Here is a 25,290-nt window from a genome sequence, read left to right on the forward strand (position 1 = left end):
ACCGTAAAAATCAGATAGAGAACGGCAGAATTGAAACGAAAATTACCTTTGCAGGTCTGTCGACTTGTATTCAAATAGGTATCAGTCGGAAGTCGTTGCGGTAAATATACCGTCAGATGTAAGGGAAACCGACCGCGCTAAATTCTTTTTATTACACGGCGCTAAAGTTAATTTCAGTCAATCCATGCCGTCGCCTGCACCTCTCGAAAATAAGAATGAAAACAAATAGCGATACGGCACAGCTCCACTAAAGGCGCTGTGGAAGTTCTACCAATTGCTAAATTCTTGCTTGGAATAATCCCTGTAGCCTTAAATTGAAAACTGAATCGAGCGCACAATAGGCATTAGGATCACTTTGGATTCGTAAAATCAGTCGGCAAACATGTAAACGAAACTGAATCCTTAGGCGTCCTGCTTCGTCTTTTTGGACATGATCAGTATCCCAACTGAGCATCTAAATGGCAATAGCAAAAGGCAATCCGTATGAAAGGATGATTAGATTCCGTTTGATTCGTAGAAATCAAACGGGCTGAATTGCCGAAATATCTTTTCTGATTGAGTGTCGCAATCCAGTTGAGACTGTCCTTCTACTTGAGCGAAGGATGAGAATAATAACAAGCAGCGATACCGCGGAGCGCCATTAAAGGCACTCCGCATGCCTTTCAATCTGATTCCCGGTTTGATTTTGAATGTTGTCGTGACGATGATTTGGGGTCATAACATATTCCGATTCGTAAGACTCTCGGTCTAAAAACAACTTGCACGCTCTGCAAGTATGGACTTGCAAAACCAAAATGGAGCCCTTTGTAAAAGTCTTCGCATATGACTCGATTGGTAATTGCGAAGGTCGTCGAGCTTGTTAGGAACTGGAAATCAGGCGATGAGGCCGATGAAAATCATTTCTAAAGTAATAAAGAAAAGGGCCAATCCATATCGGATTGGCCCTTTAACCTGACACTGAAAGCACTTTAGAAACAGGAGTTCCGAAGGTCTATAGGAAAAACTTATCGTCCTTCTCTTCCTCTTCAGATTGATTTTCAAGTTCAAAATCTGCCTTGTAATCGCCGCGAACAACGCGAACGATGATCAAGCCGATCGTGAACGCAACGATAACGAAGACATAAATCGCCTCGAACATAAATAGTTTTTGGAAGAGATAGACCGCTGCAAGCGCCTCGGCTTTCGCAGCAGATGCCAACCACTCGAACTTGATGATCTCAAAGAAGATAATCGATGCAATCGAAAATACAATCGATCCGATTGAAACGCCACTGAGAAGTTTGCAAAGGATACTCGTGCGCACGGCGGCTAAAATCTTTTCGGTAAATGTTTCGATGCGCGCACGGAAGTTGTCGAAGAATCGCTTTCTCTTCTCGACTCGCTCCTGCTTCTTTTTTAGGGCTTTTTCTTCTCTAATTCCCTTAGCTTCGAGTCGTTCTGCTTTCTTATTTGCAGCTGCTTCTGCACGGCGTTTCTCATTGAGACGCTTTCGTTCGGCTTCAATACGATTGATGATTTCACGGTACTCATCAACCGAGACGATCTTCAAATCGCTCGTGCCTGGATGCTGCATGCCGGGGCGGCAGTCTGCACACGCCTTGCCGCAGGAGAAAAGTTCCGAACGGGAACATCCTCGCTCACAACGGCCGCACGGGGAATAGAGTCCATCGCGGCTGGTCTTCTCAAGTTCGGACTCCACAATCGCCCTGAGATTTAAATCTTTAAGGTTGTTGCGCTTCATCTGTAACTACTCCGCCTTGCCGAGGTCGATGCAATACGGAGAGATGCGATAGCCGTTGGGAGCTTCTTTAGATCCGACCTTGTCCTTGTATTTGAAAATAATGACGCGGTGCCCGACCAAATCTCGTTGCCAAATCTTCTTTACAGCATCCTTGTGATTGGCATCCGTTCGCTCAGAACGCACGCGCTCTTCCTTGTCTCCGTTGTCTGCCAGGAACTTAATCAGATAGCGCTGCGAGGTTTCCTCGAATTCAACCGAGTTAATAGTTGCCGCGATTCTCACTGAATGAGCAACCATGGACGGCAGTGATCGCTCGGTGGTGAGACGGTCTATTTTCAGCATCTCCTGAGCGACGGCAAGCTCAAGGTCATCGTACTTTCGGCCGCTCAAGAGCAGGGCAAAATACGCCATGCGAATGGCTGCCGGATCGAATTGGGTGTCGTTATCCATCTGTCCTCCTAATGTTGGAATTGGCTTCTACATCTTGGGACAGCCTGTATATATTCAAAACGACATGCCGCAGCGGCAACGGAAAGAGGGATCCATCCGCAACATGGCTGTAAATCAGCGCCGTTTACTGCACTGAATCGCTTTGACGCGTCTAGAACATTTATAGATTGGCTATAATCGAAATAGACTATCGTATATCTGAAAGAGGTTTTCAGTGCTTGAACGGATCGGTTCGTCCGACGCTATTCGCTATATGGTGCAAGACTGCGGCATGACGCTTGCGGATGCATCCATTAAAACCGGCAAGCAGAAAGGCAGTCTGTCGACGCGCCTGCACAACAATACGCGATTCACTATCGATGAATTCGTCAAGATCTGCGATGCGTGCGGCTGGCAGCTCGTGCTTAAACGCGGAAACAAACAGTTCGACCTGCGCGGAATCGATGAAAACAAACCGCGTGAGGATGTGAAAACGCGACGCTAGGATTAGTCGTCGATCCGCTTCTTCCAGTAATTGCATCGGTTCGAATGGGCAGTCTCGAATTCGTGGCCATCCCTGCGGTGGCATAGATACTCGACTGTAGTGTCTTCGGGACGGTGCAAATCGTCTCGGACGTTACCGTCGCAAGTGCAGTAGAGACAGTTCGCGCACTTGCGTTTTGCCTTTTCTGATTGCTCCAAAGTCCTCAACTCAGCACGAATCATCCCATCGCTTATGGTCATAGCAAGATCACTTTCATCCATTCAGTCACTTTGACGTATCGATATGCTTCACCTTAAGCTTTTCCGTTAGGCTCCAATTGCCTAAAGCTCACCAGCAAAACTAGACGTATGCGAAATCGACAACGGTCTTGCCGTCGCTCATGATTTGCTTTGAAGCCGCCAGGGCCGCAAGGTTATCGATTCTGTCTTGCTTGGGCAACGTCCCCAAACGAGTCATGGGATGGTATGGCATCGGATTGGGCTTGCTTGCGAGCAGTTCGGAGGTGCGGGCCTCGATCTCGTCGGCGCAATCATCCAGGAAGTTCCATGCATCGTCTACCGGCAGCATCCTCTCGCGCTTCGGGTTCTTCCAGTCTTTGACAGACCGACCCGTAATGCCCAAAGCCATCGCAATCTCTGACGTCGGCACTCCCAAGATATCAGCCTGGGCGGTAAACTCGGCCTTCGGATCGATATCGGGGAAGTCATCTAGGTGTTCCTCAATCCACTCATCATCACGGCATGCATAGACAAACGAGTACTCCATATCCTTCGCATCGAGCTGATTGGCAACCAAACTGCTTGCGAGATTGTAAAGGCCCACCGGTTCGGTCTCGGGCAGGTCTTCGTCTCGATACCACGGGAGAATGTATTGACCGAACTTCTCGTGGGATTCATTCGCCTCATTCAGGCATTGCATCGTAAGGTCACCGAGCTTCTCGGTTTGGCCATACACCCAGTCAAAGGCATCCTTGACCGGTACGCAATCGAGCTCGGGGTCGAGCCACTTACGTACGCTCGACACACGGATATCGAGACCACGGGCGAGATCTTCCGGCTTGAGCCATAGGTTATCGAGCTGGCTCTGCATTGAACACTTGAAATCGAACATGTTTGTTCCTTCCTGTAGCGGGGTTGCATGACTCACCTAAGTCATGCCTTTTGGTTGATTCTACCAGTAACATGGAGCATAATCCCCATTCAAATTCACGCTATAGACCTATTGCAATCACAGAGAAAAAGAATTGAGTGGGCAGGAGCGAGCGTTGCCCTCCCCTGCCCGTGCCGTTCATTAGGCGCAGGTTGCAATACGGTCGCCTTGGCCGAAGCCGTAGCCGTCTGCCCTGCCGGCATCTCCGATCGACTTGTCGGAGGAAACGGTAATGGACTGGCGCTTCATCTTCTTGAGCTTCAGCTCCTCGTCCATGTAGCGCATGACGCTCTCGGGTACCACAATCGCCAGAGCCATAGTCTCGTCATGCTCGAGCTGCTCGCGATAGGAGCTCTCGAGACCCTCGATGAACCCGAGGCAATAGCTGTTCTTCACACCCGCGCGCCGCCCGATTTTGGTTCCATACTCCTCAGCACGCCTGTCACAGAACTTCTTGAAGCAGTTCTCGATCGCATGCTTGGTGGCACGGAAACATCCGGACGCGACCACGGCATCCTGGCTTTCGCCGACGAAAACGAAGCGGGTGCCGGTCACGGGGTGGCGACCGGTCCAATAGTCATAGGCGCCGTAGCTCGTCTGCATATAGTAACGGCAACGGTAGTTCTTCGCGATAACGTACGCGAGGAGCTTGACCCACTCGGGGACGCGCTTACCGAGTTCCTCGGCGGCCTCGTTGACCTCGGGGGCATCGTCGGTGAGGTCGATATCCTCGATGGTCATATTGTTCGCCGCGAGGAGGCGCTGGAGGGCAAGGGATGCCGCCCTGGCTTCGCCCTCGGAGGTCGCGCCGTCAATCATGGCGAGAATCTTCTTGAGCTTGGAATCGATGGGGTTCATGTGGTATCTCCCTTCCGGTTTGCGGAACGCCTCTCGTTCCGCTTGTTGAGATATATTATAGTTGGATTGAATTATGTCCACAAGATCCGCTTGGATAAATTGGCAGAAAAAGGCGACCATTGCCAATCGCCTCGACTCGCTGCCGACGGGAACAATCCCTGTTGCCGCCCGAACTACTTCGATTCGAACTGGTATACACCGTTTTCGTAATCGGCGAGGAAGCGGCTCTTATCGACAAAATGCCCGTCCTTATTGCAGCACATGATGTGCGTCTTGATGTTGCCCGGCTGAAGTTCAATGCAAAGGTCGCTGCTTAACTCGCTCCCTTTGACATAGAGAACGGGATCTTTCTTGCTCATGTTCGTTCCGACGAAAATATCTTCTGGTAGTGCCCAATTGATAGCAAGAAATACATCCTTACCGTTGATGTTCATTCCATCTAGGGTATCGATATTGTCATGGATGAGCTCGACTACGATTTCGATATATGTATTGACCGTCTCATCGAGTAAGTCCCTGCTGCGTCGATATACTTGCGTGCAAGACGCCTCGGCTTCGTCCGCGATCCTCTCGAGTTCGGGTAGGCTTCGCTCCGCTTCTGCGGAATACTCCTCCATCGCCCTCATGACCTCCCGAAGCGCCTGGCACGATGCCTCGTGTGCTTTTTCCTTCTCCTCCTCGAACGGGAGGAGTGCCTTCATCTGGCCCTCGTGCTTCTCGACGAGTTGCTTGAAGCGTTCACCATCGGTCTTCAACTTGATTGCATTCATTGTCGTCACCTTCCACTAGGGTCTGCGGGACGACTATCGCCCCGCTTGTCCGCATATAGTATAGTTGAATATGGGTCGGGATGCAAGATCTAGCTGGGAAAATACGCAAGAAATAAGGCAATCGTCGCCGATCGCCCTATTTGAATCTTCGGTATGGGATATTCGGCTCGCGTGACCGTTTCAGCGCCTCACCGGCACCAAAACGGTCTTGGACAGCTCGGTCAACTTGATATAGGCATAAGGGTCCCAATCGTCCTTTCCGTCCTTGCAAGCGAGCAGCTTCTTGAGCCGAGTTTGGGCTTTTGCCTGTACCTCGCGCCTGTTGTATCCATAGGCATCGCAAAGGTTCCCGACTATATCGAGAATCTCGCGCCTCTCGTTCGCACGGTTCTCGAGGTCTTGAAGCATTTCGTTCTCCAACTCGATCCCGTAGAGCTCATCACCGAGAAGTTTTACCAGCGCGTCCTTCTTAAGAACCAGCATCGGTCTAGAACCACCTTTCTTTTGCATGGTAAACATCCCATGAGCGCGCCTGCATCGTCCATTGCACACGGGATTGAGAACTAGTACAGGTCTGCCGCGCGGAATTGGGACTCGGCGAGCCAGTAACCGGCTGTATGGCCGAGTTCCTCGGCGGCCTGGCTGGCGATTTGCATGGCGCTGTGTTTGGCCGCCTTACATGCCGCTTGATTGCCCTCGTCGGTGGCGTACCAACCGTCGGCGATGAAGGTTGCAATCTTCTCGATATAATCCTGCCTCTGCATTTTAGGGAACTCCTTACGGGTCTGCGGAACGCTTACCGTTCCGCTTGTACGCATATAGCATAGTTGAATAACGAACCGGAAGCAAGATCCGTTTGGGAAAATGAAAGAGGCGATCTCGCGACCGCCTTTGGTTGGTGGGCTACTCTCCGAAGATAGGCCAGTTGTCGATGTTCTCGGTGTCGTAGCCCGTATATACGTCGTATTCATCGGTTACGTAATACTCGAAGATATCGGAATATCCAAACTTTTCCATATCAGGCTTGATCCATTCCATGATCTCATCTACGCAGGGAATATGCCTAGCTTTGATAACTATGCTGTAGTCCAGATCGCAACTATCGGCAAAGCCGACTACAATGAAATAAGCCCCATTGTAGGAAACTGGCTCGACAAAATTACCCTGCAGATACAAACCGCGTGTACCCTTCTTTCGCTGCTCGGATAAATAGCTCTCCGCCTCGTTCCAGTCCAAGAACTGGAAGCCGTTGATCTGCTCGCCTTTACCGTTGACCAAAGTAATCATGGGGTATCTCCCTTCGGGTCTGCGGGACGCATCTCATCCCGCTTGTCTGCATATAGTATAGTTGAATATGGGACAGGATGCAAGATCTAGCTAGGTAAATGGCGTGAAAAAGGCAATCGTTCGGCCGCTCTTTCATGCTATTGCTCCCGATCCACCAAGGAAGACAGCACGACCTTTCGAGCCTCGCCTTTCAACTCCCTTTTGGCTATAGCTCGGAAGTCCTCGGTATAGTCGGGGTCACCCTCACCTCGCCACTCGTCCGGCACCTCATGCCAAGCGCTTTCGTATTCATCCGATGTGCAATCATCCACGTAGGAATAGAAGCCATTCGTATCCTTCAATGCACGCATGGTCTCATTGAGGTCTGCATCTTCTGCCAGATTCAGTTCAAAGAACCACGTCCTGGCCTCGGTGTACATCACGGTCTTCTTCATTTTCGATTCCTCTCAGTCGGCTGTATAGTTCTTTACGTTTGAGGCGTGTCCTCAACTAATGCAATTACATTAGTTCTCAAATGCAATTGCATTAGTTTCGGTGAGTATGGCGATTAGAAAGGAATACTCAGGCTAGCCTAACTCAGCAATCACGTTTCATGCGATTACACCCGATCGCGTCTAGCAGTCTTAGATGGTCCCTTGTTGCCGGTTCGCCCTTCGGCAAGTTGAAAAGCATAAAAATCGGGGCGGCATCCTCACCGCCCCGCGCGTACTAGCAATACACGGGCTTGACGTTCCATTTCCAGGAAACGGCGCCGCCGTAATAGCAGTCCTTTCCTCCTAAATAAACGTCAACATCCTGCCCGCAATCATCGATATAGGACGCAAGACCCGATTCATCGACTAGGGTATGGATCCTGCAAAGCATGAATTCACGGGCATCCTCGTACTCCTCAAAGAGCTCGACCGGCGTGAGTTTGGCATCCTCGACATGAACGCCGACTACCGCCCAGTTGTATGCAGTCATAGGATATCTCCTTTCGGGTTTGCGGAACGCCTATCGTTCCGCTTGTTGCATATAGTATAGTTGGATATGATGCAGGATACAAGATCAGATAAGGAAAATAGTATGAAAAGGGCATCGGATAAACCGATGCCCTTTGGCTGACATTAGTTGTCAAACATATCGCGGTAGTCCGCATCGCTCCACTCGCCTATCGAATCGTCGGTCTCACCATCCGTCTCGACCTCGGTGCTAAGGGAATACTCGCTCCCATTCTCGAAGTCATTCCAGAAGCAGTCGGTGTCGATTATCCGGCCCAAGCGCTCCAGGGCATCGTTCTCGTCCTCGGCCTCGACAACGAACAGACCTTCCCTGTGCTCGGTAACCTTAATCGTAAACTTCTTCATGGGGTATCTCCCTTCGGGTTTGCGGGACGCCATTCGTTCCGCTTGTTGACATATAGTATAGTTGAATAGCGAGCAGGATGCAAGATCTAATTGGGAGACCGGCATGAAAAAAGGCGATCTCTCGACCGCCTTTAATACGAAATGAAGCTATTCCAGACTCCAAACGCGCTTCTCACCGAACTTTTCGAGCACCTTCTCGGCCAAGTCATCCCTTACGTAATCGAGTACGTCGCGGATCTCCGAATCATGATATCCAGGCTGCTGGCTGGTCTGATACTCGTAGCACTGGATGCAGCCGTACTTCTCTCCAAGGGTGAACGGCTTCCCGTCCTGCTTCTGCGTGAGCTTGAACTCATGGGCGCGGATATGCTTGCCTTGGTGCTCGCTGACGGCAGCGTAGTTGGCATCGAGGAGCATCTGTCCGACAATCTCACCGCAAGTCGCGGGGTCGTACTTGATGCCCGTCTTTTCGTCCTTCAAGCCAGCGGGCTCGAAGTCGCAGTCTGCCATTGCGGCAACGATTGCGGAAATCGTAAGATCGGAAACGACGTAGCAGCTCATATGAGTACCTCCAAAAGGGTTTGCGGGACGCCTATCGTTCCGCTTGTTGACATATAGTATAGTTGAATAGCGAGCAGGATGCAAGACCTACCATGGAAAATAACTGAAAACGGACGGCCTTTCAGCCGTCCGTCTACTGGTTCCTACTGATCTCGGCGACGAGCCATGAGCTCGATATCCTCGACAATCACCTCGAGTTTGGTACGGTGCTGACCGTCCTTCTCCCACTGGCTGAAGCGGAGCTTGCCGTCTACGGCAATCTTGTCGCCCTTCGCCATGTGCTTGGAGATGCCCTCGCCTCGAGTACCGAACATGGTGCAGTCAATGAAGTTCGGGCAATCCTCCACTCGCCGGTCGCGGAATTGCGGCGTCGATCGTTGACGGCAAGGCCGAACGAAAGGACGGGAGTCCCGCCCGCAGTCATGCGAACCTCGGGGTCACGGGTGATGTTGCCAGAAAGCATAACGTGATTGATAGACATGGGATGTTCCTTCCTCTAGGGATGCAGGATGCCTTTCATCCCGCTTGTTAGCATATAGTATAGTTGGATATAGACTGAAATTCAAGATTTATCTTGGAAAACGGGACGAAATAAAGCGGCATGGAAGCCATTGAACAAAGTGCGATCTATTCGCTTTCGCGCAGCGATTTCAAAACTATGTCACGGGCCTCCCCCTCGAGTTCCCTATCTGCTACCCTTCGAAAATAGTCGGTAGCATGATCGCCGCACGTACGCTTTTCGTCTGCTGAAACTTCATCCCAGACGCTTTCATATTCATCCTCGGCGCGGTCAGTTAGATAATAATTAAAACCCTCGGTTCCAACCAATGCCGATAGAGCCTTCTCGACCTGCGCCCCATCGTCAATATCGAGTTCGAAGTACCAAGAACGAGTTTCAGTGAACTTAAAGACTTTCTTCATGGCTGTTTCCTTTCCGATATCAGGTGTTCATGGAGTTGAATGAGCATCCACTAAACCTGATGCACTTTAAAACTCCTGTAGCTGCCATAGGTCAATTAGGGTGTCCAAGACGGCGATTTGTTCTTCCAGAATATCCAAGTCATGCTCCACCTTCTGATATATATACTCCCCAAAGTCACGGTCTTTGGAGTGCAACCTGACCTCAAGCAAAAGTCCAACTCTCTCCATCGCCATGCGCATCCGCTCGTAGTTCACAAGGATGCGATCTCGAAAAACGCCCTCCTCGGGCTCCTCAAGCGCCTTAGTCTTTTTAATCATGCGAAGCGCCTCGTGATTTAAGCCCCGAACCCTGGCAATCGTCTCAATCTCCTTGCGATTCTGCTGCATCATGTCCTCCTTTCAGCCGTATGTGCCAAAGCACATACGGCCATCAATCTACTCGGCGGTTCCGAATATCAAGGCACCGACGCCGGCGGTGTAGTGGGAATCGAACCAACGCCAAACTCCCTCGATACGAGGCTCCCCCTTCTTGAAAACGAACCAGTCCGTCCCCAGAACACCATCGGGCTGCTCGGGGTCGTCGTAGTCGATTGGAACGTCTGCCAGCTCGCGCCACTTAAGCTCGAGGAATCGATCCGTATAGTCACTCATGGTGTATCTCCCTTCGGGTTTGCGGGATGCCTTTCATCCCGCTTGTTGGTATATAGTATAGTTGTATATGGGGAGGCATGCAAGATCTAGCTGGGAAAATAGCACGAAAAAAGGCGATCTTGCGACCGCCTTTTGGTTGAATCTAGTTGTTCTGCTTCAAGACCTCTACTGCAGCGTCGATAGTGTGTGAAACATAATTGCCGTAGCCCGTCATTTTGTAGCCGGAGAAGTCATGCGCGGGAAGACGGTCGAGCAACATGGCGAGGCATTCAAGGTTCTCGATAGCCTCGGCGCGATTCATACGCCTCACGTGCTCAAATCGGGCCCTCAGGTCATTTTCGCTCTCCATGGCATCAAGTTGAGTCCGCATGGATTCAAGGCTCTTCTCCCCGATGAGCGTATCAATATCCCTGCCCTCATCGGACTGGCTTGCAAAGGCTTTGGCGGCCTGCTCGCAATCCTCCAAGGCTTCCTCAAGGCTCATATCCATCTCGTCCTTTGCAGTTTCCTTTCTCTCTAAGGTATAACGGTCTTAAAATCGGTAAATCGGGAGGGGTGAAGTTACACCCCTCCCGGACGTGATTAAAGCGAGTAGCGGTATGCCATAACCACCTGGCGTGCGCACTGGATCCCGTGGCTGGCAAGAAGGCAGGCGGCTGGCACCACGATGCAATTCAGATACAGGTAGTAGAACTGACAGAACCAAACGGCGAAAATGAACGCCGACAGCCCGATGAGCGCCATGACGATCCTCGGAAAGTAAAAGAAGAATGTATCCAGTTTGCGATTCATGGGGTATCTCCCTTCCGGTTTGCGGAACGCCATCCGTTCCGCTTGTCGACATATATTATAGTTGTATATGTGGCGGGATGCAAGATCAAAATGAGAATAATAACAAAGAGATTTACAAAAGGGCATCCATTAAAGGATGCCCTTTCGAGTTAGCCTAAATGCCAAGCTATATGTCTTAGAGTAGGTCGATACGGTTCAGGGGCAAATAGCGCATGACGCAGATACCGATCACGCTGTCCTCGGGAATCGCGCCGAAATAACGTGAATCGGCGGAGTTCTCCCTGTTGTCGCCCATGACCCAGATTTCGCCCTCGGGGACCTTATAGGGATAGGATATCCGCTTCGCTTTCCCGATGTACAGGGGATAGGAATCGCCCTTCGCGTAATCCTCTACGATTCTCTTTCCGTCGATATAGACCGATCCGTCTCTCAGATCGACCGTCTGCCCGGCCCGTGCGACGACACGCTTACATAGCACGTCTTTCTCGGGGTCCTTCTCAGGGTTCTCGAAGACGATGATATCGCCCTGCGATACAGTTCCCCCGAGCTCCAGAGTAATCTTTTCGGCCAAGACGCTATCGCCGACCTGAACCGTGTCGCACATCGATTCAGTGGGTATATTGAATGGCTCAATCACGAACGCCCTTATCAAAAGAACGGTCCCGATCGCCGCCAAGATTATCGTTGCGTAGATAATAGCGCCCCACGGAAGGAACGACCAAGACTTGTTTTCAGTCTCTTCCGTCATTTAACCTTCGCCGCCTTTCCCGTGGCGTAGTCAATCTTGTAGCCGGGCTGGACGTTATAGCAATACACATCGAAATCGATGCTCTTCCCCTTGTCCGCAAGGGAATATGCTTGGATGCGCACGCCGCGGGCAACCAGCTCGCCCGAGCGGAAATCGGGCGTCACCCTGTAGTAGACGCACCCGCCGCCGGCGAAAATAAAGTCGCTCACCTTCGCCTCATAGGGCAACATGCCCTCGACATTCATGTAACGGGTTCCCGTAATCAGATTGCGTTTCTCGGCGTTCATGCCAGACAGGCGCCAAGCGATTAGGTGACAGCGGTTGTACAGGTACTTGCCGTCGAGCGAATCATCGCGCACCGTGTGCCAGCCGGAGGGCTTAACCATGCCGATCGAACCGCGCTTCTCCCCTCGTGTGGGAGCAGTCTCGAGGGATACGACCATCTCTACCGAACCGCAACGGCCGCTTGAATCAAGATCCGTAAGGATTGGATTGTCAGGTGCCGATTTAGGCGACAAACCGCTCGTGTCCGAAAGAGTTACGGATGGGTTGCCGGCGTATTCGGGAATCGAAATCGGCTGACTTGAAGTCGAGGTTCCATCGGGTGTCTGAGTCGACGTAACAAATTGATCGGCTGCAGAGCCACCGAAGTATTCGACGGCGACATGCGTTAAAAGCGGAGCGCCGACGGCAATAGCGAGGGTAATTCCGAGTTCCAGTAAGCGTCTGATCTTCTGGCTAGAGTTTTTCATAGGCGCCGCCCTTTTCGGAACACGGGGAACAGCATTTGGCATCCTTTCGTACATGCATTAAGGATGCGTCCCCGCGGACCGATTGGGCAATTCCTCGGCATTCGAAGCCGTGCCAACAGCTCCGGTAGAGCCGAAAAGGCTCTCCTGGAACCGCATCGATTCATTTCCTGTCTTCGGCGCCTTGGGGAAGCGCAATTAACTGACGTCAATCTTAGCACAGCAACCGGCAGTCCATTAGCTTTTGGTAGGTTTAACGGCGTATCGATATATGGCGTATATGAAACTTACGTGGCTGAGGAGCTGCAGTATGAATCGACTCTGATAACCCTTAGCGAATTGTCGAACTCCTTCGCCAGGGCGAAGCTATGGGCGGTGCCCTTGCTCGTGCCGTCCCAAATGGCAAAAGAACATAAATAAGGCAATCTCGCGATCGCCACTTTTGAGGACCGTGTAGGCCCAAGGGCATCTATCGGAAGTCGTATTCGCCCTGCACGATACTTCCCTTGGGGACATGTATGCAGACTTCCCGTCTATCAAGGAGGCACCAGTCACGCACCCACTCTCCGATGATAGGAAACCTATAGGTACAGCGGATTATCGAACAGCGCTTGACCGTATCGACCCTTGCCTCGTCGGCATCCACATCCTCATACACTGCCGTCGAATCAGCTGAGTAGCATTTCCTTCGATACCCGCCATCGCCTTGCCTCACCATCAGGACATACGCATCTTCCTCGTTGAGGTAGCCGAAAGATACCGCCTCCTTTCCTGAAAGGCGAGAGTCCGTCTTTAGCGTGGCAAGGGAGTGCGTCTCGGTAACCTCGTCCTTCTCACCGACTACCTTAAAGTCAGTCGGAACGACTGCTTGGAACAGGATGCAGATGACCACGCACGCAGCCACAACGAATCCGATATATAGGTGAAAACGTCTATCGGATGCTTTGGGATCCGGCACGGCCATACTGAACAGGCTGACTACGCAGGCGAGAATAAGTGCAAGGATTCCGTATCTAATGAACCAAGCCATGGGCACCGCCCCTGTCCGAGGTCCATCTCGTGTTCCATTGACGAATCAGCCCATCCTGTGCTGCGCTTTCGGCATCGTCTATCGTCTCGGCCACCCCGTCGGGACCGATCATATGCATGTTGCAATTACCGCAGTTCATTATCATGCGGACGAAATAAAGGGTGTTTCCGTCCTTATCGTCCCAGATGTCGACATCGTATCGGGTCGGCTCTATGTCAGTGTTGCCGCAAAAGGGGCATGGAAGTATATCCAAAAACAGTTTCCTCTCAGCAGGGTCTTGATTGGCAGACTATCTCCCGCAGGCGTTTGGAGATATCGTTTCCCGCGCCGCAGATAGCCCTGCCCTCCCAGTACACCGTACTCGTTATCGATTCAAGGTATTCGGCGAGTCCGATGAGCACGGCGGGGTCTACGATGACCGAATCGCCATGCATTCTATGGATACGGTCACAATCAGCAGTATCAAACACTTTCCACTCCATTCATTATCAAGACAATCGGATCTTCGAGCTTGTATGTCATATAGTTGCAGCACCATGCCCGCCAGGCGCGGTAAAACGGCTGGCTGTTGACCGAGTCAGCCCAGCCGCAGAAGCCGATGAAGCCGTCGGAGTTGAAACTGACCGCCTCGCGGCCGTTCCACTGGCCAGGACAGTCGATTTTCAGGTATGCCCTTAGGATGCCGCCGTCGGGGTTCACCTTGCAGCAGAGGCTGTCGTCCTTGCGACGGGGAATCGTGTAGCGAGGGGTCTCGCCCTTGCGGCACGATTCGGCACACTCGATGGCGATATAGCCCTGCAGGGCATCGAGATCATATGGCTCGATGTCCGTATATTGAAATTTAAGAGCCTGCCATAAGGCGCGACATTCCTGAGATGTCATTGCGTTGGTTTCCTCCGACACCATCACCCCACCGTCTTCTCGATTTTGCGGCCGCAGATGGGGCAATGGCGGTAGAAATAGGCGCCGTACTCCCCCTCATCGTGACCGCATCTGTTGCAAAACCAGACAGGACCCGCGAAGTTATGCGATTCGTTATCTTTGCCGCGGACATAAATGCATGTCTGCACGTCGATTTCGTCGGCGAAGCCAGCCGCCTCGGATTGTGCGACGGCGGGGTATTCCTCGTTGTAATACTTAACGTCCAACCCGAGCGCCTCGGCAAAATCGCAGAGGTCGAGCAGACCACGTTCACCACAAATATCGCCGTCCCGCAAAAGTTCCTTTTCTCCGGCGGCGGCCTTGGAAACGGCTTGTCGCAGGGACATGGCGATATCGAACCTGAAACGTTCCGCATCATCGGCATCGCCGGCAGGACGATCGATATAGTCTGCGAGGGCAAGCGTTTCGCGCTCGCCGATGAAAAGCGCTCCCCCAAGGGGTTGGCATTTGATTCCGAGCTTAGCCAATGCGGTGACCACGTCGACGCGGCCAGCCATCGAGCTATGGTCGGTGACGGCTAGGGCGCGGAGCGCGTTCGCCATCTCTCGGTTTATATTTATCGGATTTTCCATAGAGCGTCCAGTCTTTGTGGCTTAGTCTCGTGGGGCTTTGGAGCCACCCTGAATTATTTCCAGAAACGACCTTTTGGGAATTACGACCCTGCGACCGCAATAGGGGCAGTTGTTTATAGGTACGACCCTCCATCCTCTATCGCAGCCGTCGTCGGGTATGCGTACCTTGCCGAGCGGTACATCCGCTCCGCAAACGGAGCAGGTGAAGTGTCCCGCCTGCGGGCTGTTGACGTTCTCGCATACGCCTGGGTCAGTCAAACCCGCAAGCACACTTGCCGTGTCCATATCGGTAAAGGGCATCTCGTCTGCAATGGTCTCCTCGATGATGCCGGCGATGGATGCGTGACCAGTTGGGATGCCCGCCGCTCCATGCAGGCGAGAGTTATAGCGCAGCCTCGCGGCGAACGATATTTGGGAGTCACAATCAGGTAAGGGCATGGGCGATTCGTAGATATTCATTTCGGCTTCATCCCGTCCATCGGAGCGTTTGGGGAACACTCTCATTAACTATAGTTATGATAACTAATCAAAGTCATGGTTATCGACAGAGCGTAAACCAATTAGAACTATGACGGGGTGCCGAACCCTTGAAAGCGGCTACCGAGTGTCTCGCTGTTGAAACTCGTTCGCCCACCACGGCTTATCGACCGAACTTCCATGGGAGCATGGAAAGGACCGGTAGACTTCAAGCTCCCACTGTCTGCGATCCGACTTAGCCACGGCATCCAGAATCAGACCGGTAGCAAGCGACAGGGCGCAGAGGAACATCAACGCGACAGTGAGAATCGCGGTCGGGAAACGAGGCACGAGACCGGTCGAAATAAACTCGCGAACGACGGGAATGCCCAGAACCAGTCCCGTCGCGAAAAACACAAACGCGACCAGGGAAAAGAACTTCAGAGGGCGATAGTCCTTGAAAAGGGTGCCGACCGTGGTAATAACCTTGATGCCATCGCCCAAGGTATCCAGCTTCGATTGCGATCCCTCGGGTCGATCTCGATAGTCAACCGGAATGCTTTGGATGCGCCAACGGCGGTCGACGGCGTGTATAGATAGCTCGGTCTCGATCTGGAAACCCTCGGAGAGGACGGGAAACGTCTTCACAAAGGGCTCGGACATGGCTCGGTACCCCGTCATGACGTCGGGATATCCGTATCCGTAAATCCATTTGATCATACCGCGGACCAGGTTGTTTCCAAACCCATGGAACGCCCGTCCATTCGCTCTAGCATATGTCCCGTTGGAGAGCCTATCGCCGACCACCATATCGGCTTTTCCGTCAAGAATCGGCTCGCAAAGCGATTTAGCCGCCTCGGCCGGATAGGTATCGTCGCCGTCCACCATGAGGTAGCAGGCGGCATTGATATCCCGAAACATCTGGCGGCAGACATTTCCCTTGCCTCGACGCGGCTCATAGCGAACGGTCGCCCCATGCTTCATCGCAATCGCGGCGGTCGCATCGGTCGAGTCGTTATCGTAAACGTAGACCGTCGCCTCGGGCATCTCGCGGTGGAAATCATCGACCACCTTGCCGATGGTCAGTGCCTCGTTATAGCATGGAATGATGACCGCAATCTCGTCTTGATTCACCAGCCACTTCCCTCTACTAGATATCGAGATAGATGCACGGAGCGTCACATGCGCCGCCCGACCGGTTCGCAAGGCGAATCCGGCCGCACTCTTCGCCAACAACCTCGGCCCTGGCTATAGAGGGCGGCAGGCGAAATAAATCCTCGTGGTCGATAAAGGCCGCGCACGTCACCCACCCGCCTTCTCGGATGATCACGAGTTCGCTCACATTAGTTTTTTCACGGCAATACTGGATAACGGTCATTTATCTATCCTTCCGAAAATTTCGCCCGCAGATCGGGCAATAGTTGATAGGAATCCAAGCGCGGTCGATATCGTTATCGTGGGACATCGTCAAATGCACCCCGTGCTGGTCGCTGACATCGAGCGCAAGGTCTACCCCCTCGATCAGGGCCATATCGCCGCAGACGGTTTCGATATCGTTGAGGAGTTTCGGGTGGTATGGGGAACACCATGGGCAATAACCGAGGGAAATACACTTCTTTCCATAGAGATAAATGGCGGTGCCCGATCAGATGCCGAAAACGGCACCGCATGTAGGACAGTTCGCGGCGAACCGGACGTGATATGGGATGCCCGTCCCGCAATTCGAGCAGGCGGAATGACCGTTCCTCGACACAACCGTCGCAATCGGTCGCGCAATATATGCCGCCAGCAGCTCATAGCAGCTGCGCTGGCTCATCGGGTCGAAATCGTCATCGCAAGTTTCCTGCAGAATATCCTCTAGGGCACGAGGTGCCGAACTCGATTCGGACTCTTCCTTCAGGACATCGGCAAGTTCGAATCGATCGCTATCGGAAATATCGACAGCAGTCAGTTGGCTCATATTAGACCACCAATCTAGTAGGGGTAACTTAGTTCGCCGACACGCTCGGCGCGATGGACTCTATGGCGTGTCGAGAAACCACTGTTTGTAGGGATAAATGGGGAGAACAGTGAAGTTCGAACAGAGTCCACCGCGCTGGGCGTGTCAACCCATCTCTAATGAAGGGGCTGCGGTGCCGCCTCTCGCTCAATACGTGAATCACACACAGAAAGGAGGAAAAAAGGTGCCAAGGAAGGTCGGGAAAGACGGAAAAACCCGATGGAAAAGGAGAATCAATATCCAAGATGATCGAGACGGCACCGCGGCCCCTTCACCAGCCAAGGGCAAAGAAGCAGGGCAATAGCGGCGGCGTAGCAGGTTATAACCGCCGCCAAAAAGAGAAGCAACCCTAGCAGAGACATGGTTTAGACTCCGCGCTTCGGGAGGTTCTCGATGATGTATTCGCGCTGGCGGCAACCGAGTCCCTTGACTCGACGGGTCGGTGAAACGCCGGCTTCCGTCATGAGCTGGGTCGCCTTTGCCTTGCCGACGCCAGGGACGGCAATCAGCAGGCGAACTACGGGAATACGCCAGTATTTCGGGTCGGCAGATGCCTTCTCGAAGCTGACGGTCCCCTCGCGGATAAGATCGAGCAACGCCTTGCGTTCCTTGCGGGCTGCCGCAGCCTTCTCCAAGTTCTTACGGCGCTGCTCATCTGTCATAACAGGCAAGGTGTTAACGGAATCAGCCATAGAGTCACTCACTTTCATTGTCGAATAGTTCTTCATATTGCTCGGGGGCTAACTCGCAGATAATCGACTTGATTTCAGAACGGTTTTTACGCGAGACCGTGATAAAGGCCCGGAACGGCTCATCGGGGTCATCTGGATTCGGGCTGGTGGCAACCGCGAGCAGCTGCCCCGCATGGCGAAGGGTCTTGGCGATAGTCTTCATCCCCTTCGGAATCAGGGAATCTTTCGGCTCCAAGACGCGCTCGACCTGCCATTCGCGATCGATTGCCTCATCAATATCTTCGTTCTCGTCCATCTAGATACCTTCCCTATCGAGTTCATCGAGCGCCTGGATGACGATATCGGTCGCAATCGCCCAGAGGTCGCGCATGCGGATGTGGTGAGTGACGGCAGCGACCTTCATGCGGTCCACCGCCTTCGAGTCGATCTTGAAGGAGACCTGGGTCTGTCGCGGGAAATCAGCCGCCGCATACTCCTTCGAGTAGGCGGCCTTGATTGCGGTCGCCATCCCCTTCACGCACTCGTCACCGAAGGGATATGGGCCGGTCGGCTTGACGGTCTCAGACGTGCGCGGAGTCGCGCGACCGGAACGGCGGTTCAGCATGGCGCGTTTCGCATCCGCGGTGAGGTCCATGCGGTTCTTCGCTGATGCAGCCATGGCTACTCGCCACCCAGATACTCGTCCACGAACTTGCGGAACTCGGCCACGGCGGCATCGTTGGGACGGAAGCCGAATAGCGGCTCCTTATTGTTCGCCGCATCCTCAATCGCCTTATGCTTCATCGGGCGTGCCGCATAGAGCTTTGTATGGCCGAGTTCGGCGATGGCGGGGAGCTGTTCATCGGCGGCACGGGAAGCGACCTCGTCCCTGCTGTACTTGTTGAGCAGGATGCCGTCGATTTTGAGATCGGGATTGAATGCGTAATCGACCTTGATGGACTCGACGAGGTCGTAGACGTTGCCGAAGCCGTTAATCGAGAACATCGACGGCTCGGTGACGATAATGACGTCATCCGCCGCGACGAGCGCGTTCAAAGTGGAGAGACCGAGAGACGGAGGGCAGTCGATGACGATGTAGTCGTAGACATCCATCGCCGGCTCCAAGGCACGCTTAAGGCGAAGCTCGCGACCGAGACCCTGGGAGAGTACCGAGTCGAGGTCCTTCATCGCGATATCGCCCGCGATGATGTCGCATCCGTCCATGAACTGCACGCAGTCGGACAGAGGCATCTTTGGCTTCTCGAGCAGGTTGAACACCGTGAGAGCATCGGGGGCGGTCTCGGCCTTCACCCACGTCGTGATGTTCGCCTGCGCATCCATGTCGATCAGGAGGACATTGAGACCGCGCTCGGCCATGCCCTCGCAGAGAGCCTTGCTGGCAGTGGTCTTCCCCACTCCACCCTTGTTGTTGATTACTGCAATAGTCCTTGCGACCTGCGCCACGCCATCGGCACCCATCATCGGACTCCCTTCGGTTTCATGCGACCCCGAACGAAATCACAGACAATGGATAGCCCGAGTAGCGGCCAGAATACTGCCCGCTACCATGCGATATTTATAGATGTCGCCAAGTCATCTTCCTGTCCGTCATACAGCGCTTGGGGTACGCTTTTGACTTAACTATATGATAACATGCTATCGGCATAATGCAAGCATTATCTTATGTTTGTCGGCACGTCGATTTTTGATTACCTAGTCGATTCGCAAGTAAAAGCAAAGTCCCCTGCGGCTAGGATGGCCGCGGGGGACGAATAAGGGGTCAGGCTCTACCGCCCGCTAACTCAGAAGAAGATGAACCAGATCGTTCCCACCAATAAGGAGATATACCCTACAGCCGTCACGAATAGATCAATTAGTGCGAGGCAGGCTACCGTGTTGGCCTGCGCGGTGCCATATGGCGTCATATTCGATGCGAACCCATGCACGGGATAGATCGCGCAGGAAAGGCAGATGGATTCGAGACCCACCTTCAACAACGGGTTCACGCCTACCAACTCCCGAGGATACAACGACCCCATCAGGATGGAAATGCCCATAAGCGCCATCCAAAGCAGAAATACGCCGACCTTGAAGGCCCTAGCGTCCTCCATCCATGTCAGAGGAACCGCGCAGCCAAAAATATCGAGCAGCAGGGCCGAGGCTATCAAAGAGACAGCCATCAGTCTGCCAGACTCTCGGCGGAACCGGCATCCATATCGGATTTTGCCAGCAGGCCGCTTAAAAGCGACGGCAGGTCGACCCCAGTACTGTCCTTCAGACCGGATGCGACCTGGTCGACAATCGTGGTGGTCTCCTTCACGAGTTTCTGAGCGTTGCCCGATCCGTACATCTTGATTGAGTCGACTGCAGTAAGGGGCTTCGCGACCTCCTCTGCGACCTTGGGCATGATGTCGATGTAGCGGTTCGCGAGGAGGTAGGGGTTCTCCATGCCGTTGTAGGCCTCGGCCTGGGCCTTCACGCCAGCGGCGATACCCTCTCCCCTGCTCTTCTCGGACGCACCGTCGGCCTCGCCCTTCAGGCGCGTAGCCTCGGCCTCGGCCGTGGCCTTAGCCTTGATGCCCTCGGCATCCTTCTGGGCGGAATACAGCTCGGCATCGGAGGCGTTCTGGCGCTCGATGCGGGCGGCCTCGGCCTGCTTCGTGCGCTTGTAGAGGTCGGCCTCGGCCGCCTGCTCGGCTGCATAGCGGTCGGCCTCGGCCTGCTTCTTCACAGTCGCGTTCAGCTCGCGCTCCCTCACGTCCGCCTGGCGCTCGGCGAGCTCGACTTTCTTGGTCTCCGCAGCGATCTCTGCCTCCTGCTGGGCAATGTAGAGCTCGCGTTGCTTCTCGGCCGTCACGGTGGCCTTCACCATATCGGCCTCGGCTGCGGCCTTATCGGCGAGCTTCTTTAGCTCGGCCTTCTTCAGGTCGAGTTGGTTCTGGCGCTCTGCCACTTCCTGATCGGCCTGAATCTGGGCGAGCTCGGCCTCCTTCTTGATTTCCGCCGCCTGGTCGGCACCCATGGAGCGGATGATGCCCTGGGAATCGGAGAAGTCCTGGACGTTGAAAGTGCGCAACTCGAGACCGAGGTTGGCAAGGTCGTCCTTGGAGCCGTCGAACACCTTGGCGTTGAAGCTCTCGCGGTCGCGCATGAGCTCCTTCAGGTCCATCTGGCCGATGACCTCGCGCATCTTGCCGAGCATGACCTCGGTTACCTGACGGGTCATCTCCTCCTTGTCCATGTTCAGGTAGTTCTTGGAGGCAGTCTCGATCAGTTCGGAGGTCTGCCCGATCTGAAAATTCGCCACGGCGCAGGCGTGAATCAGGATAGCGTCTTGGGTCGGGATGTCGTTCTCGGTCGCGAGCTGGACCTGCACGGCACCGAGGGCGAGCATATCGACACGCTGGAAGCCGGGGATGACAAAGGTTCCCTTGCCGGAGACACTGCGCATCTTGCCCGCGCCCGAAACTATCATCAACTTATCGGGCGGACACTTTCGCCAGCACGACTCGAAGACGCAGACCACGATCACCACGACCAGGGCAATCGGCAGCAAATCACTGAGCATATTATTATCTCCTGTCTCTTTCGGGCGTTCGGGTGCGCCCTTATGAAAATAGCCGTGGATGCCGATTTGCATCCACGGCTATAAGGATAGCTTATTATCGGCAGGGCGATAATTATCAATCGGTACTATCGGCGTTATGCTATGACAGTCCAACACGGGAAGGACTATGTCAGGAGCTCGACCAGTCGGGCAATCGTCACAACCAGCGTGCCGATACAGGCAAGAATGCCACATACGGCGGCAAAGGCCCACGCACGCCATAGGATCTCGACCTGCTCGGAGCGACTGCGGGTGCCACTACCATTCAACGTATCGCGAAGTTTATCAATAAAGGGCATTTAGTCCTTCCTTAAAGATGAACGAGAATACGGATTCGATAGGTGCCTGACCGCTCGCCGAGGCCTTGCCAAATCGCATCGACCTCCCGACCTTAAAACGGGATATCTTCATCAAAGGTATCGACTACGGGCGGCATCGGTGCCTGAGGGGCGGCGGGCGCCTGCGCGGGCTGGGCTGCTCCCTGGCGCTGACCCAAGAACTCGATTTCATCGACAATCAAGTCAAGTTTGGAATGGCGCTGACCGTCCTTGTCCCATGTCGCGTAGCGGAGCTTGCCCGCGATAGCGACCTTCTGCCCCTTCGCGAGAAAATTCAAGAGAGCCTCTGCTCGCTTCCCGAACATGGTGCAGTCGATGAAGTTGCCGCGCTCATCCCACTCGCCCGTCTGCCTGTTGCGCACCGAGGTGTTGAAGGCCAAGGTGAATGAGAGGAGCTGTGTGCCCCCCGCCGTGACTCGCAATTCGGGATCGCGCGTCAGGCGACCCGTCAGGGAAACGTTATTGATGTCAGACATGTCGGTTCCTTTCTGGAAACGTTAATCGATAAGGCTGGCCACGCGGTTCGCACGCCCGACGCGGCCCGCCTGCTTCAGCGCTTTGTTTCGCGCCACCTCGACACGGCGCACTGCGGTGGAAATCTGGTCGGATATGCACGCGCCGCTCGAGATATCGGCATAGCGGACGCTCACGACGAGATTGCGCTTGTTGCCGTTCACCCGTCGGCCGATGAAAAATGCGGGGTACGCTTGGACTATCATCATACGCACGGTCTCCAAGCCGTGGGCCTTGAACGGGGACGGCATCGCCACGTCCACGATTTCGCCCACCATCGACTCGACCGCCTCGTGGACACGGGTGCCATCATCGTGCGGCTCTTCCTCGAAGCGGAACATACGGCTTCCTATCGGTTTTTCGTTTCGCAAAAGGGCGGAGGCGGATGTAGCTCCGCCTCCTGCAAACAGAGTGTTCAAATCGTCATCCTATCTGTCCAGCAGGCCGTTTGGGGTGCGACCTGACAGCTAGGATAGTAGCATAACTATCGGCATACCGTTATATGTTTCTAGTGTTATCGGTGGGCGGTATGCAATTACGGACATCTGAGGGCGCTTTCGGACATTTTCGGGGCGTTTGCGGACATTGACAGAGGATGTCCGCGGAAGGCAAGACCTTCGTTTTTAACGCCTGCTTGTGCCTTGCGGTCGAAGAAGATAAGACCCCGTTGAAGCTCGCGATAGATTCGGTGATGACCTCCGATGACAATTTCTGCGAATCCACAGAAGAGCAAAGGGATTTGAGATGCCTACGATAACGAATGAGCGTGACTTGGGCAAGGCGGCGGCGGGGCCGGCCATCCGTGCTAGAAAATCGAATTTTAAGAAACGTCAACTCCCGATTCAAGCTGGAGGAGAAACAGGCTTTGGCATTCGGCTGAAGCCCCAGGGATACAAGGCACTCTAAGAAGAGACCTCGAACGCGCGGTAAATCCCTGGCAGTACAAAACACGTACCCGTCATCCATATAGCGTCCAGCCGTTCCCTGCCTGAGACACTCATGAAAGGCATGGTCCATCCTATTCAGATAGGCAATGGCCGCAAGCTGGTTTATCTGGTTGCCCAATGTCAGATAGCCCGCCTCGCAGCTATAGATTGCCGCGATATCAAGTATCCGTGCCATAGGATTCGATTCGGGAAGTCCGCTATATGGTCTCAGGATGATTTCCGATAAAACGGCATGTGCGCGTTCAGAGGGGATACTGCCGAAATAATTCCTGACATCGTATTGGAAGACCCGAGCGTTGGCTCCATGCTTTCGAACCGCTGAAAGCATGTCCCGTTCAAAGCGCTTTCGGGCGAAGGAAGTTCCCTTGCCCGCCAGGCTAGCCGAGTTCGAATAAACAAGGGATCGCGAGAGTATTGGGGTAATGAAATTATCACATAGGCAACGCTGAATGACGCGATCCCTATATCGCGGTCCCACGATATGCCTGATCTTGCCTCGTTCACAAAGCGTGAACCGGACTGGAGGCTGCCGTCGATAAGCACCGGAGAGGAGGGCCTCACGCAAGCGAACGCAGTTGACGGCGCGGTATCTATCGAACTTCATCGCACCTGATTTCCATAAGGTGCCTTTAGCGCATACGCGGGCCGCCCTATACAGGTTTCCGAAAGAGAATACGCCTTCCGGTGTCTTCGGTACCGATTCAAGCGAACGGCACCTCCGCTCTTTGCGGTATCGACTCCGACGTTCACGACGTCTCGCCCGTTGAGTGCGGTTCAAGGAACTCCCTCCCCTCGTAAATAAACAATAAGCCCCGGCTGCACCCGTTTTGATGGTGCCGATTCCGATGTGCCTGAAAACCGCCGAAACGGTCCAGATGCCGTCCCGTTTGGGAGGCAAGTCCGCCCATCTTGCATCACCGGGGCCCGTATTCGCAGCGTCGACTGAGACGCCGGCCGGTGGGTATCCCCTTTTCTCCTTTACTATTCCGTTTTCACGTACGACGCTACTCAGACCAAATGGAGAAAATCGGGGCAGACGCAATTCGAGTTCGTCGCATTGTTGTTGTTCGACGGATCGCCGTTGCTGTTGGCATTGAGGAAGTTGTTGGAGTTGTTCGGATTCGCCGAGCGCTCCCACCAATTGTCGCCAATCTACGGATGCCCACCTCTCGACACTCCGCAGGGTGAGCATCGAGAGGTAAACAGCCACAGGGAACTAGGATTTGGATTCAAATAGTTCTAGGCGCCGCCGCTCGGACTTGATGGCGCCCTTGGTTACCTTCATGGCATTCGATACGGAACCCGCTAGCGAAACGAGCCTTTCCATCTTCACGAACGGTTTTTCGACCTGAATTTCGATGCCATCACGTTCCCTTTGCGTGTAGACAACATGAGGCATATCGTCTAGCCATGCATCGACAAACATCGCAATCAGGCAAAGACGACCGTAGGCATCATTCAGACAAGAAAGTCTCTGGGCGGTCTCGACTCGAGTCATTGCATAGATTCCATCGGCCTCAGCCGCCGCCTGCATCAGGTCGTAGCCCGCCCGACAGATATACTGCGTTTCCGTGAGGGCACGTGATTTCGGGAGCTTCTTGGCTATCGATATGAGTTCACGCCAGACAATCCGCGCCTGTCGGAGATACTCAGTCGAGACCGATTCGGTCTGCCTGCTCTTTGGAACCATGGGGCCTCCAGCTGGGAA

37 protein-coding genes and 1 pseudogene are annotated in these 25,290 nt (G+C 53.7%); 2 read left to right on the plus strand and 36 right to left on the minus strand.

The window, feature by feature from the left end; translation table 11 throughout:
• Positions 1-991: 991 nt before the first annotated feature.
• Positions 992-1,741: a hypothetical protein gene (locus PMX60_RS08780; RefSeq protein WP_271747589.1), complete on the minus strand. Its 750-nt coding sequence runs from the start codon at positions 1,739-1,741 to the stop codon at positions 992-994.
• 6 nt (positions 1,742-1,747) lie between these two features.
• A complete protein-coding gene (locus tag PMX60_RS08785) occupies positions 1,748-2,191 on the minus strand; it encodes a hypothetical protein (protein ID WP_271747590.1) in 444 nt (147 codons plus the stop codon).
• A gap of 214 nt (positions 2,192-2,405) precedes the next feature.
• Here PMX60_RS08785 and PMX60_RS08790 point away from each other — a divergent pair, with 214 nt between their 5' ends.
• On the plus strand, positions 2,406-2,675 hold the full coding sequence (locus PMX60_RS08790; RefSeq protein ID WP_271747591.1) for a hypothetical protein: 270 nt from the start codon (positions 2,406-2,408) through the stop codon (positions 2,673-2,675).
• Between the two features lie 339 nt (positions 2,676-3,014).
• Here PMX60_RS08790 and PMX60_RS08795 read toward each other — a convergent pair whose 3' ends face one another.
• The 24 genes and pseudogenes from PMX60_RS08795 to PMX60_RS08905 all read right to left on the minus strand — a co-directional run bounded on the left by PMX60_RS08795 (position 3,015) and on the right by PMX60_RS08905 (position 16,641).
• On the minus strand, positions 3,015-3,785 hold the full coding sequence (locus tag PMX60_RS08795; RefSeq protein ID WP_271747592.1) for a hypothetical protein: 771 nt from the start codon (positions 3,783-3,785) through the stop codon (positions 3,015-3,017).
• A 180-nt stretch (positions 3,786-3,965) separates the two neighbouring features.
• Positions 3,966-4,682, minus strand: coding sequence for a DUF2786 domain-containing protein (locus tag PMX60_RS08800; RefSeq protein WP_271747593.1), 717 nt, complete (start codon positions 4,680-4,682; stop codon positions 3,966-3,968).
• Positions 4,683-4,855: 173 nt separating this feature from the next.
• Positions 4,856-5,452: a hypothetical protein gene (locus PMX60_RS08805; RefSeq protein WP_271747594.1), complete on the minus strand. Its 597-nt coding sequence runs from the start codon at positions 5,450-5,452 to the stop codon at positions 4,856-4,858.
• A 180-nt stretch (positions 5,453-5,632) separates the two neighbouring features.
• Positions 5,633-5,962 (minus strand): hypothetical protein, encoded by a 330-nt coding sequence (locus tag PMX60_RS08810; protein WP_271747595.1) that lies wholly within the window; start codon positions 5,960-5,962, stop codon positions 5,633-5,635.
• A 53-nt stretch (positions 5,963-6,015) separates the two neighbouring features.
• Positions 6,016-6,216 (minus strand): hypothetical protein, encoded by a 201-nt coding sequence (locus PMX60_RS08815; protein WP_271747596.1) that lies wholly within the window; start codon positions 6,214-6,216, stop codon positions 6,016-6,018.
• Positions 6,217-6,355: 139 nt separating this feature from the next.
• Positions 6,356-6,739 (minus strand): hypothetical protein, encoded by a 384-nt coding sequence (locus PMX60_RS08820; RefSeq protein ID WP_271747597.1) that lies wholly within the window; start codon positions 6,737-6,739, stop codon positions 6,356-6,358.
• A 137-nt stretch (positions 6,740-6,876) separates the two neighbouring features.
• Positions 6,877-7,173, minus strand: coding sequence for a hypothetical protein (locus PMX60_RS08825; protein ID WP_271747598.1), 297 nt, complete (start codon positions 7,171-7,173; stop codon positions 6,877-6,879).
• A gap of 274 nt (positions 7,174-7,447) precedes the next feature.
• On the minus strand, positions 7,448-7,702 hold the full coding sequence (locus PMX60_RS08830) for a hypothetical protein (RefSeq protein ID WP_271747599.1): 255 nt from the start codon (positions 7,700-7,702) through the stop codon (positions 7,448-7,450).
• Between the two features lie 143 nt (positions 7,703-7,845).
• On the minus strand, positions 7,846-8,085 hold the full coding sequence (locus PMX60_RS08835; RefSeq protein WP_271747600.1) for a hypothetical protein: 240 nt from the start codon (positions 8,083-8,085) through the stop codon (positions 7,846-7,848).
• A 147-nt stretch (positions 8,086-8,232) separates the two neighbouring features.
• Positions 8,233-8,646 carry a hypothetical protein gene (locus tag PMX60_RS08840; RefSeq protein ID WP_271747601.1) on the minus strand — a complete coding sequence of 138 codons (414 nt, stop codon included), beginning with the start codon at positions 8,644-8,646 and terminating at the stop codon, positions 8,233-8,235.
• Positions 8,647-8,804: 158 nt separating this feature from the next.
• Positions 8,805-9,127 (minus strand): annotated as a pseudogene (locus PMX60_RS08845) (single-stranded DNA-binding protein); the annotation flags it as partial.
• Between the two features lie 146 nt (positions 9,128-9,273).
• Positions 9,274-9,567, minus strand: coding sequence for a hypothetical protein (locus PMX60_RS08850; protein ID WP_271747602.1), 294 nt, complete (start codon positions 9,565-9,567; stop codon positions 9,274-9,276).
• A gap of 66 nt (positions 9,568-9,633) precedes the next feature.
• Positions 9,634-9,957 (minus strand): hypothetical protein, encoded by a 324-nt coding sequence (locus tag PMX60_RS08855; RefSeq protein WP_271747603.1) that lies wholly within the window; start codon positions 9,955-9,957, stop codon positions 9,634-9,636.
• A gap of 45 nt (positions 9,958-10,002) precedes the next feature.
• A complete protein-coding gene (locus tag PMX60_RS08860) occupies positions 10,003-10,218 on the minus strand; it encodes a hypothetical protein (protein ID WP_271747605.1) in 216 nt (71 codons plus the stop codon).
• A 142-nt stretch (positions 10,219-10,360) separates the two neighbouring features.
• Complete coding sequence (locus tag PMX60_RS08865) at positions 10,361-10,702, minus strand: hypothetical protein (protein ID WP_271747606.1); 342 nt, start codon at positions 10,700-10,702, stop codon at positions 10,361-10,363.
• Positions 10,703-10,800: 98 nt separating this feature from the next.
• Entirely contained in the window at positions 10,801-11,010 is a 210-nt protein-coding gene (locus PMX60_RS08870) for a hypothetical protein (protein WP_271747607.1), read from the minus strand.
• 175 nt (positions 11,011-11,185) lie between these two features.
• Positions 11,186-11,758, minus strand: coding sequence for a signal peptidase I (gene lepB, locus PMX60_RS08875; protein ID WP_271747609.1), 573 nt, complete (start codon positions 11,756-11,758; stop codon positions 11,186-11,188).
• The gene (locus tag PMX60_RS08880; RefSeq protein ID WP_271747610.1) at positions 11,755-12,510 is read right to left on the minus strand and encodes a DNA/RNA non-specific endonuclease; all 756 of its coding nucleotides are present in this window, start codon (positions 12,508-12,510) and stop codon (positions 11,755-11,757) included. Before PMX60_RS08880 ends, lepB begins: the two co-directional genes overlap by 4 nt.
• A gap of 466 nt (positions 12,511-12,976) precedes the next feature.
• Positions 12,977-13,537 (minus strand): hypothetical protein, encoded by a 561-nt coding sequence (locus tag PMX60_RS08885; RefSeq protein WP_271747611.1) that lies wholly within the window; start codon positions 13,535-13,537, stop codon positions 12,977-12,979.
• Complete coding sequence (locus PMX60_RS10250) at positions 13,521-13,790, minus strand: Lar family restriction alleviation protein (protein WP_416377930.1); 270 nt, start codon at positions 13,788-13,790, stop codon at positions 13,521-13,523. The genes PMX60_RS08885 and PMX60_RS10250 overlap by 17 nt, the downstream gene beginning before the upstream one ends.
• Before the next feature lie 209 nt (positions 13,791-13,999).
• Positions 14,000-14,419, minus strand: coding sequence for a hypothetical protein (locus PMX60_RS08890; protein WP_271747612.1), 420 nt, complete (start codon positions 14,417-14,419; stop codon positions 14,000-14,002).
• A gap of 23 nt (positions 14,420-14,442) precedes the next feature.
• A complete protein-coding gene (locus PMX60_RS08895) occupies positions 14,443-15,021 on the minus strand; it encodes a hypothetical protein (RefSeq protein ID WP_271747613.1) in 579 nt (192 codons plus the stop codon).
• Between the two features lie 51 nt (positions 15,022-15,072).
• Entirely contained in the window at positions 15,073-15,510 is a 438-nt protein-coding gene (locus PMX60_RS08900) for a hypothetical protein (protein WP_271747614.1), read from the minus strand.
• Between the two features lie 138 nt (positions 15,511-15,648).
• Entirely contained in the window at positions 15,649-16,641 is a 993-nt protein-coding gene (locus PMX60_RS08905) for a glycosyltransferase family 2 protein (protein WP_271747615.1), read from the minus strand.
• Between the two features lie 145 nt (positions 16,642-16,786).
• Between PMX60_RS08905 and PMX60_RS08910 the strand changes: the two genes are divergently transcribed.
• A complete protein-coding gene (locus PMX60_RS08910; RefSeq protein WP_271747616.1) occupies positions 16,787-17,368 on the plus strand; it encodes a hypothetical protein in 582 nt (193 codons plus the stop codon).
• 503 nt (positions 17,369-17,871) lie between these two features.
• Here PMX60_RS08910 and mihF read toward each other — a convergent pair.
• The 10 genes from mihF to PMX60_RS08960 form a co-directional block, all read right to left on the minus strand.
• Complete coding sequence (mihF, locus tag PMX60_RS08915; RefSeq protein WP_271747617.1) at positions 17,872-18,198, minus strand: integration host factor, actinobacterial type; 327 nt, start codon at positions 18,196-18,198, stop codon at positions 17,872-17,874.
• A 4-nt stretch (positions 18,199-18,202) separates the two neighbouring features.
• A complete protein-coding gene (locus tag PMX60_RS08920) occupies positions 18,203-18,493 on the minus strand; it encodes a hypothetical protein (protein ID WP_271747618.1) in 291 nt (96 codons plus the stop codon).
• Positions 18,494-18,856, minus strand: coding sequence for a hypothetical protein (locus PMX60_RS08925; protein WP_271747619.1), 363 nt, complete (start codon positions 18,854-18,856; stop codon positions 18,494-18,496).
• A 2-nt stretch (positions 18,857-18,858) separates the two neighbouring features.
• The gene (locus PMX60_RS08930; RefSeq protein ID WP_271747620.1) at positions 18,859-19,659 is read right to left on the minus strand and encodes a ParA family protein; all 801 of its coding nucleotides are present in this window, start codon (positions 19,657-19,659) and stop codon (positions 18,859-18,861) included.
• Between the two features lie 320 nt (positions 19,660-19,979).
• Positions 19,980-20,357 carry a hypothetical protein gene (locus tag PMX60_RS08935; protein ID WP_271747621.1) on the minus strand — a complete coding sequence of 126 codons (378 nt, stop codon included), beginning with the start codon at positions 20,355-20,357 and terminating at the stop codon, positions 19,980-19,982.
• The gene (locus PMX60_RS08940) at positions 20,357-21,745 is read right to left on the minus strand and encodes a flotillin family protein (protein WP_271747622.1); all 1,389 of its coding nucleotides are present in this window, start codon (positions 21,743-21,745) and stop codon (positions 20,357-20,359) included. The genes PMX60_RS08935 and PMX60_RS08940 overlap by 1 nt, the downstream gene beginning before the upstream one ends.
• A 164-nt stretch (positions 21,746-21,909) precedes the next feature.
• Complete coding sequence (locus tag PMX60_RS08945; protein WP_271747623.1) at positions 21,910-22,083, minus strand: hypothetical protein; 174 nt, start codon at positions 22,081-22,083, stop codon at positions 21,910-21,912.
• Positions 22,084-22,175: 92 nt separating this feature from the next.
• Positions 22,176-22,598, minus strand: coding sequence for a single-stranded DNA-binding protein (locus tag PMX60_RS08950; protein WP_271747624.1), 423 nt, complete (start codon positions 22,596-22,598; stop codon positions 22,176-22,178).
• A gap of 21 nt (positions 22,599-22,619) precedes the next feature.
• Positions 22,620-22,976, minus strand: a complete 357-nt coding sequence (locus PMX60_RS08955; protein WP_271747625.1) for a hypothetical protein — start codon at positions 22,974-22,976, stop codon at positions 22,620-22,622.
• 1,822 nt (positions 22,977-24,798) lie between these two features.
• A partial coding sequence (locus tag PMX60_RS08960) for a hypothetical protein (protein WP_271747626.1) occupies positions 24,799-25,290 on the minus strand: 492 nt, incomplete at its 5' end.

The sequence above is a fragment of the Collinsella aerofaciens genome (assembly GCF_028206995.1).
GTDB lineage: Bacteria > Actinomycetota > Coriobacteriia > Coriobacteriales > Coriobacteriaceae > Collinsella > Collinsella aerofaciens_AQ.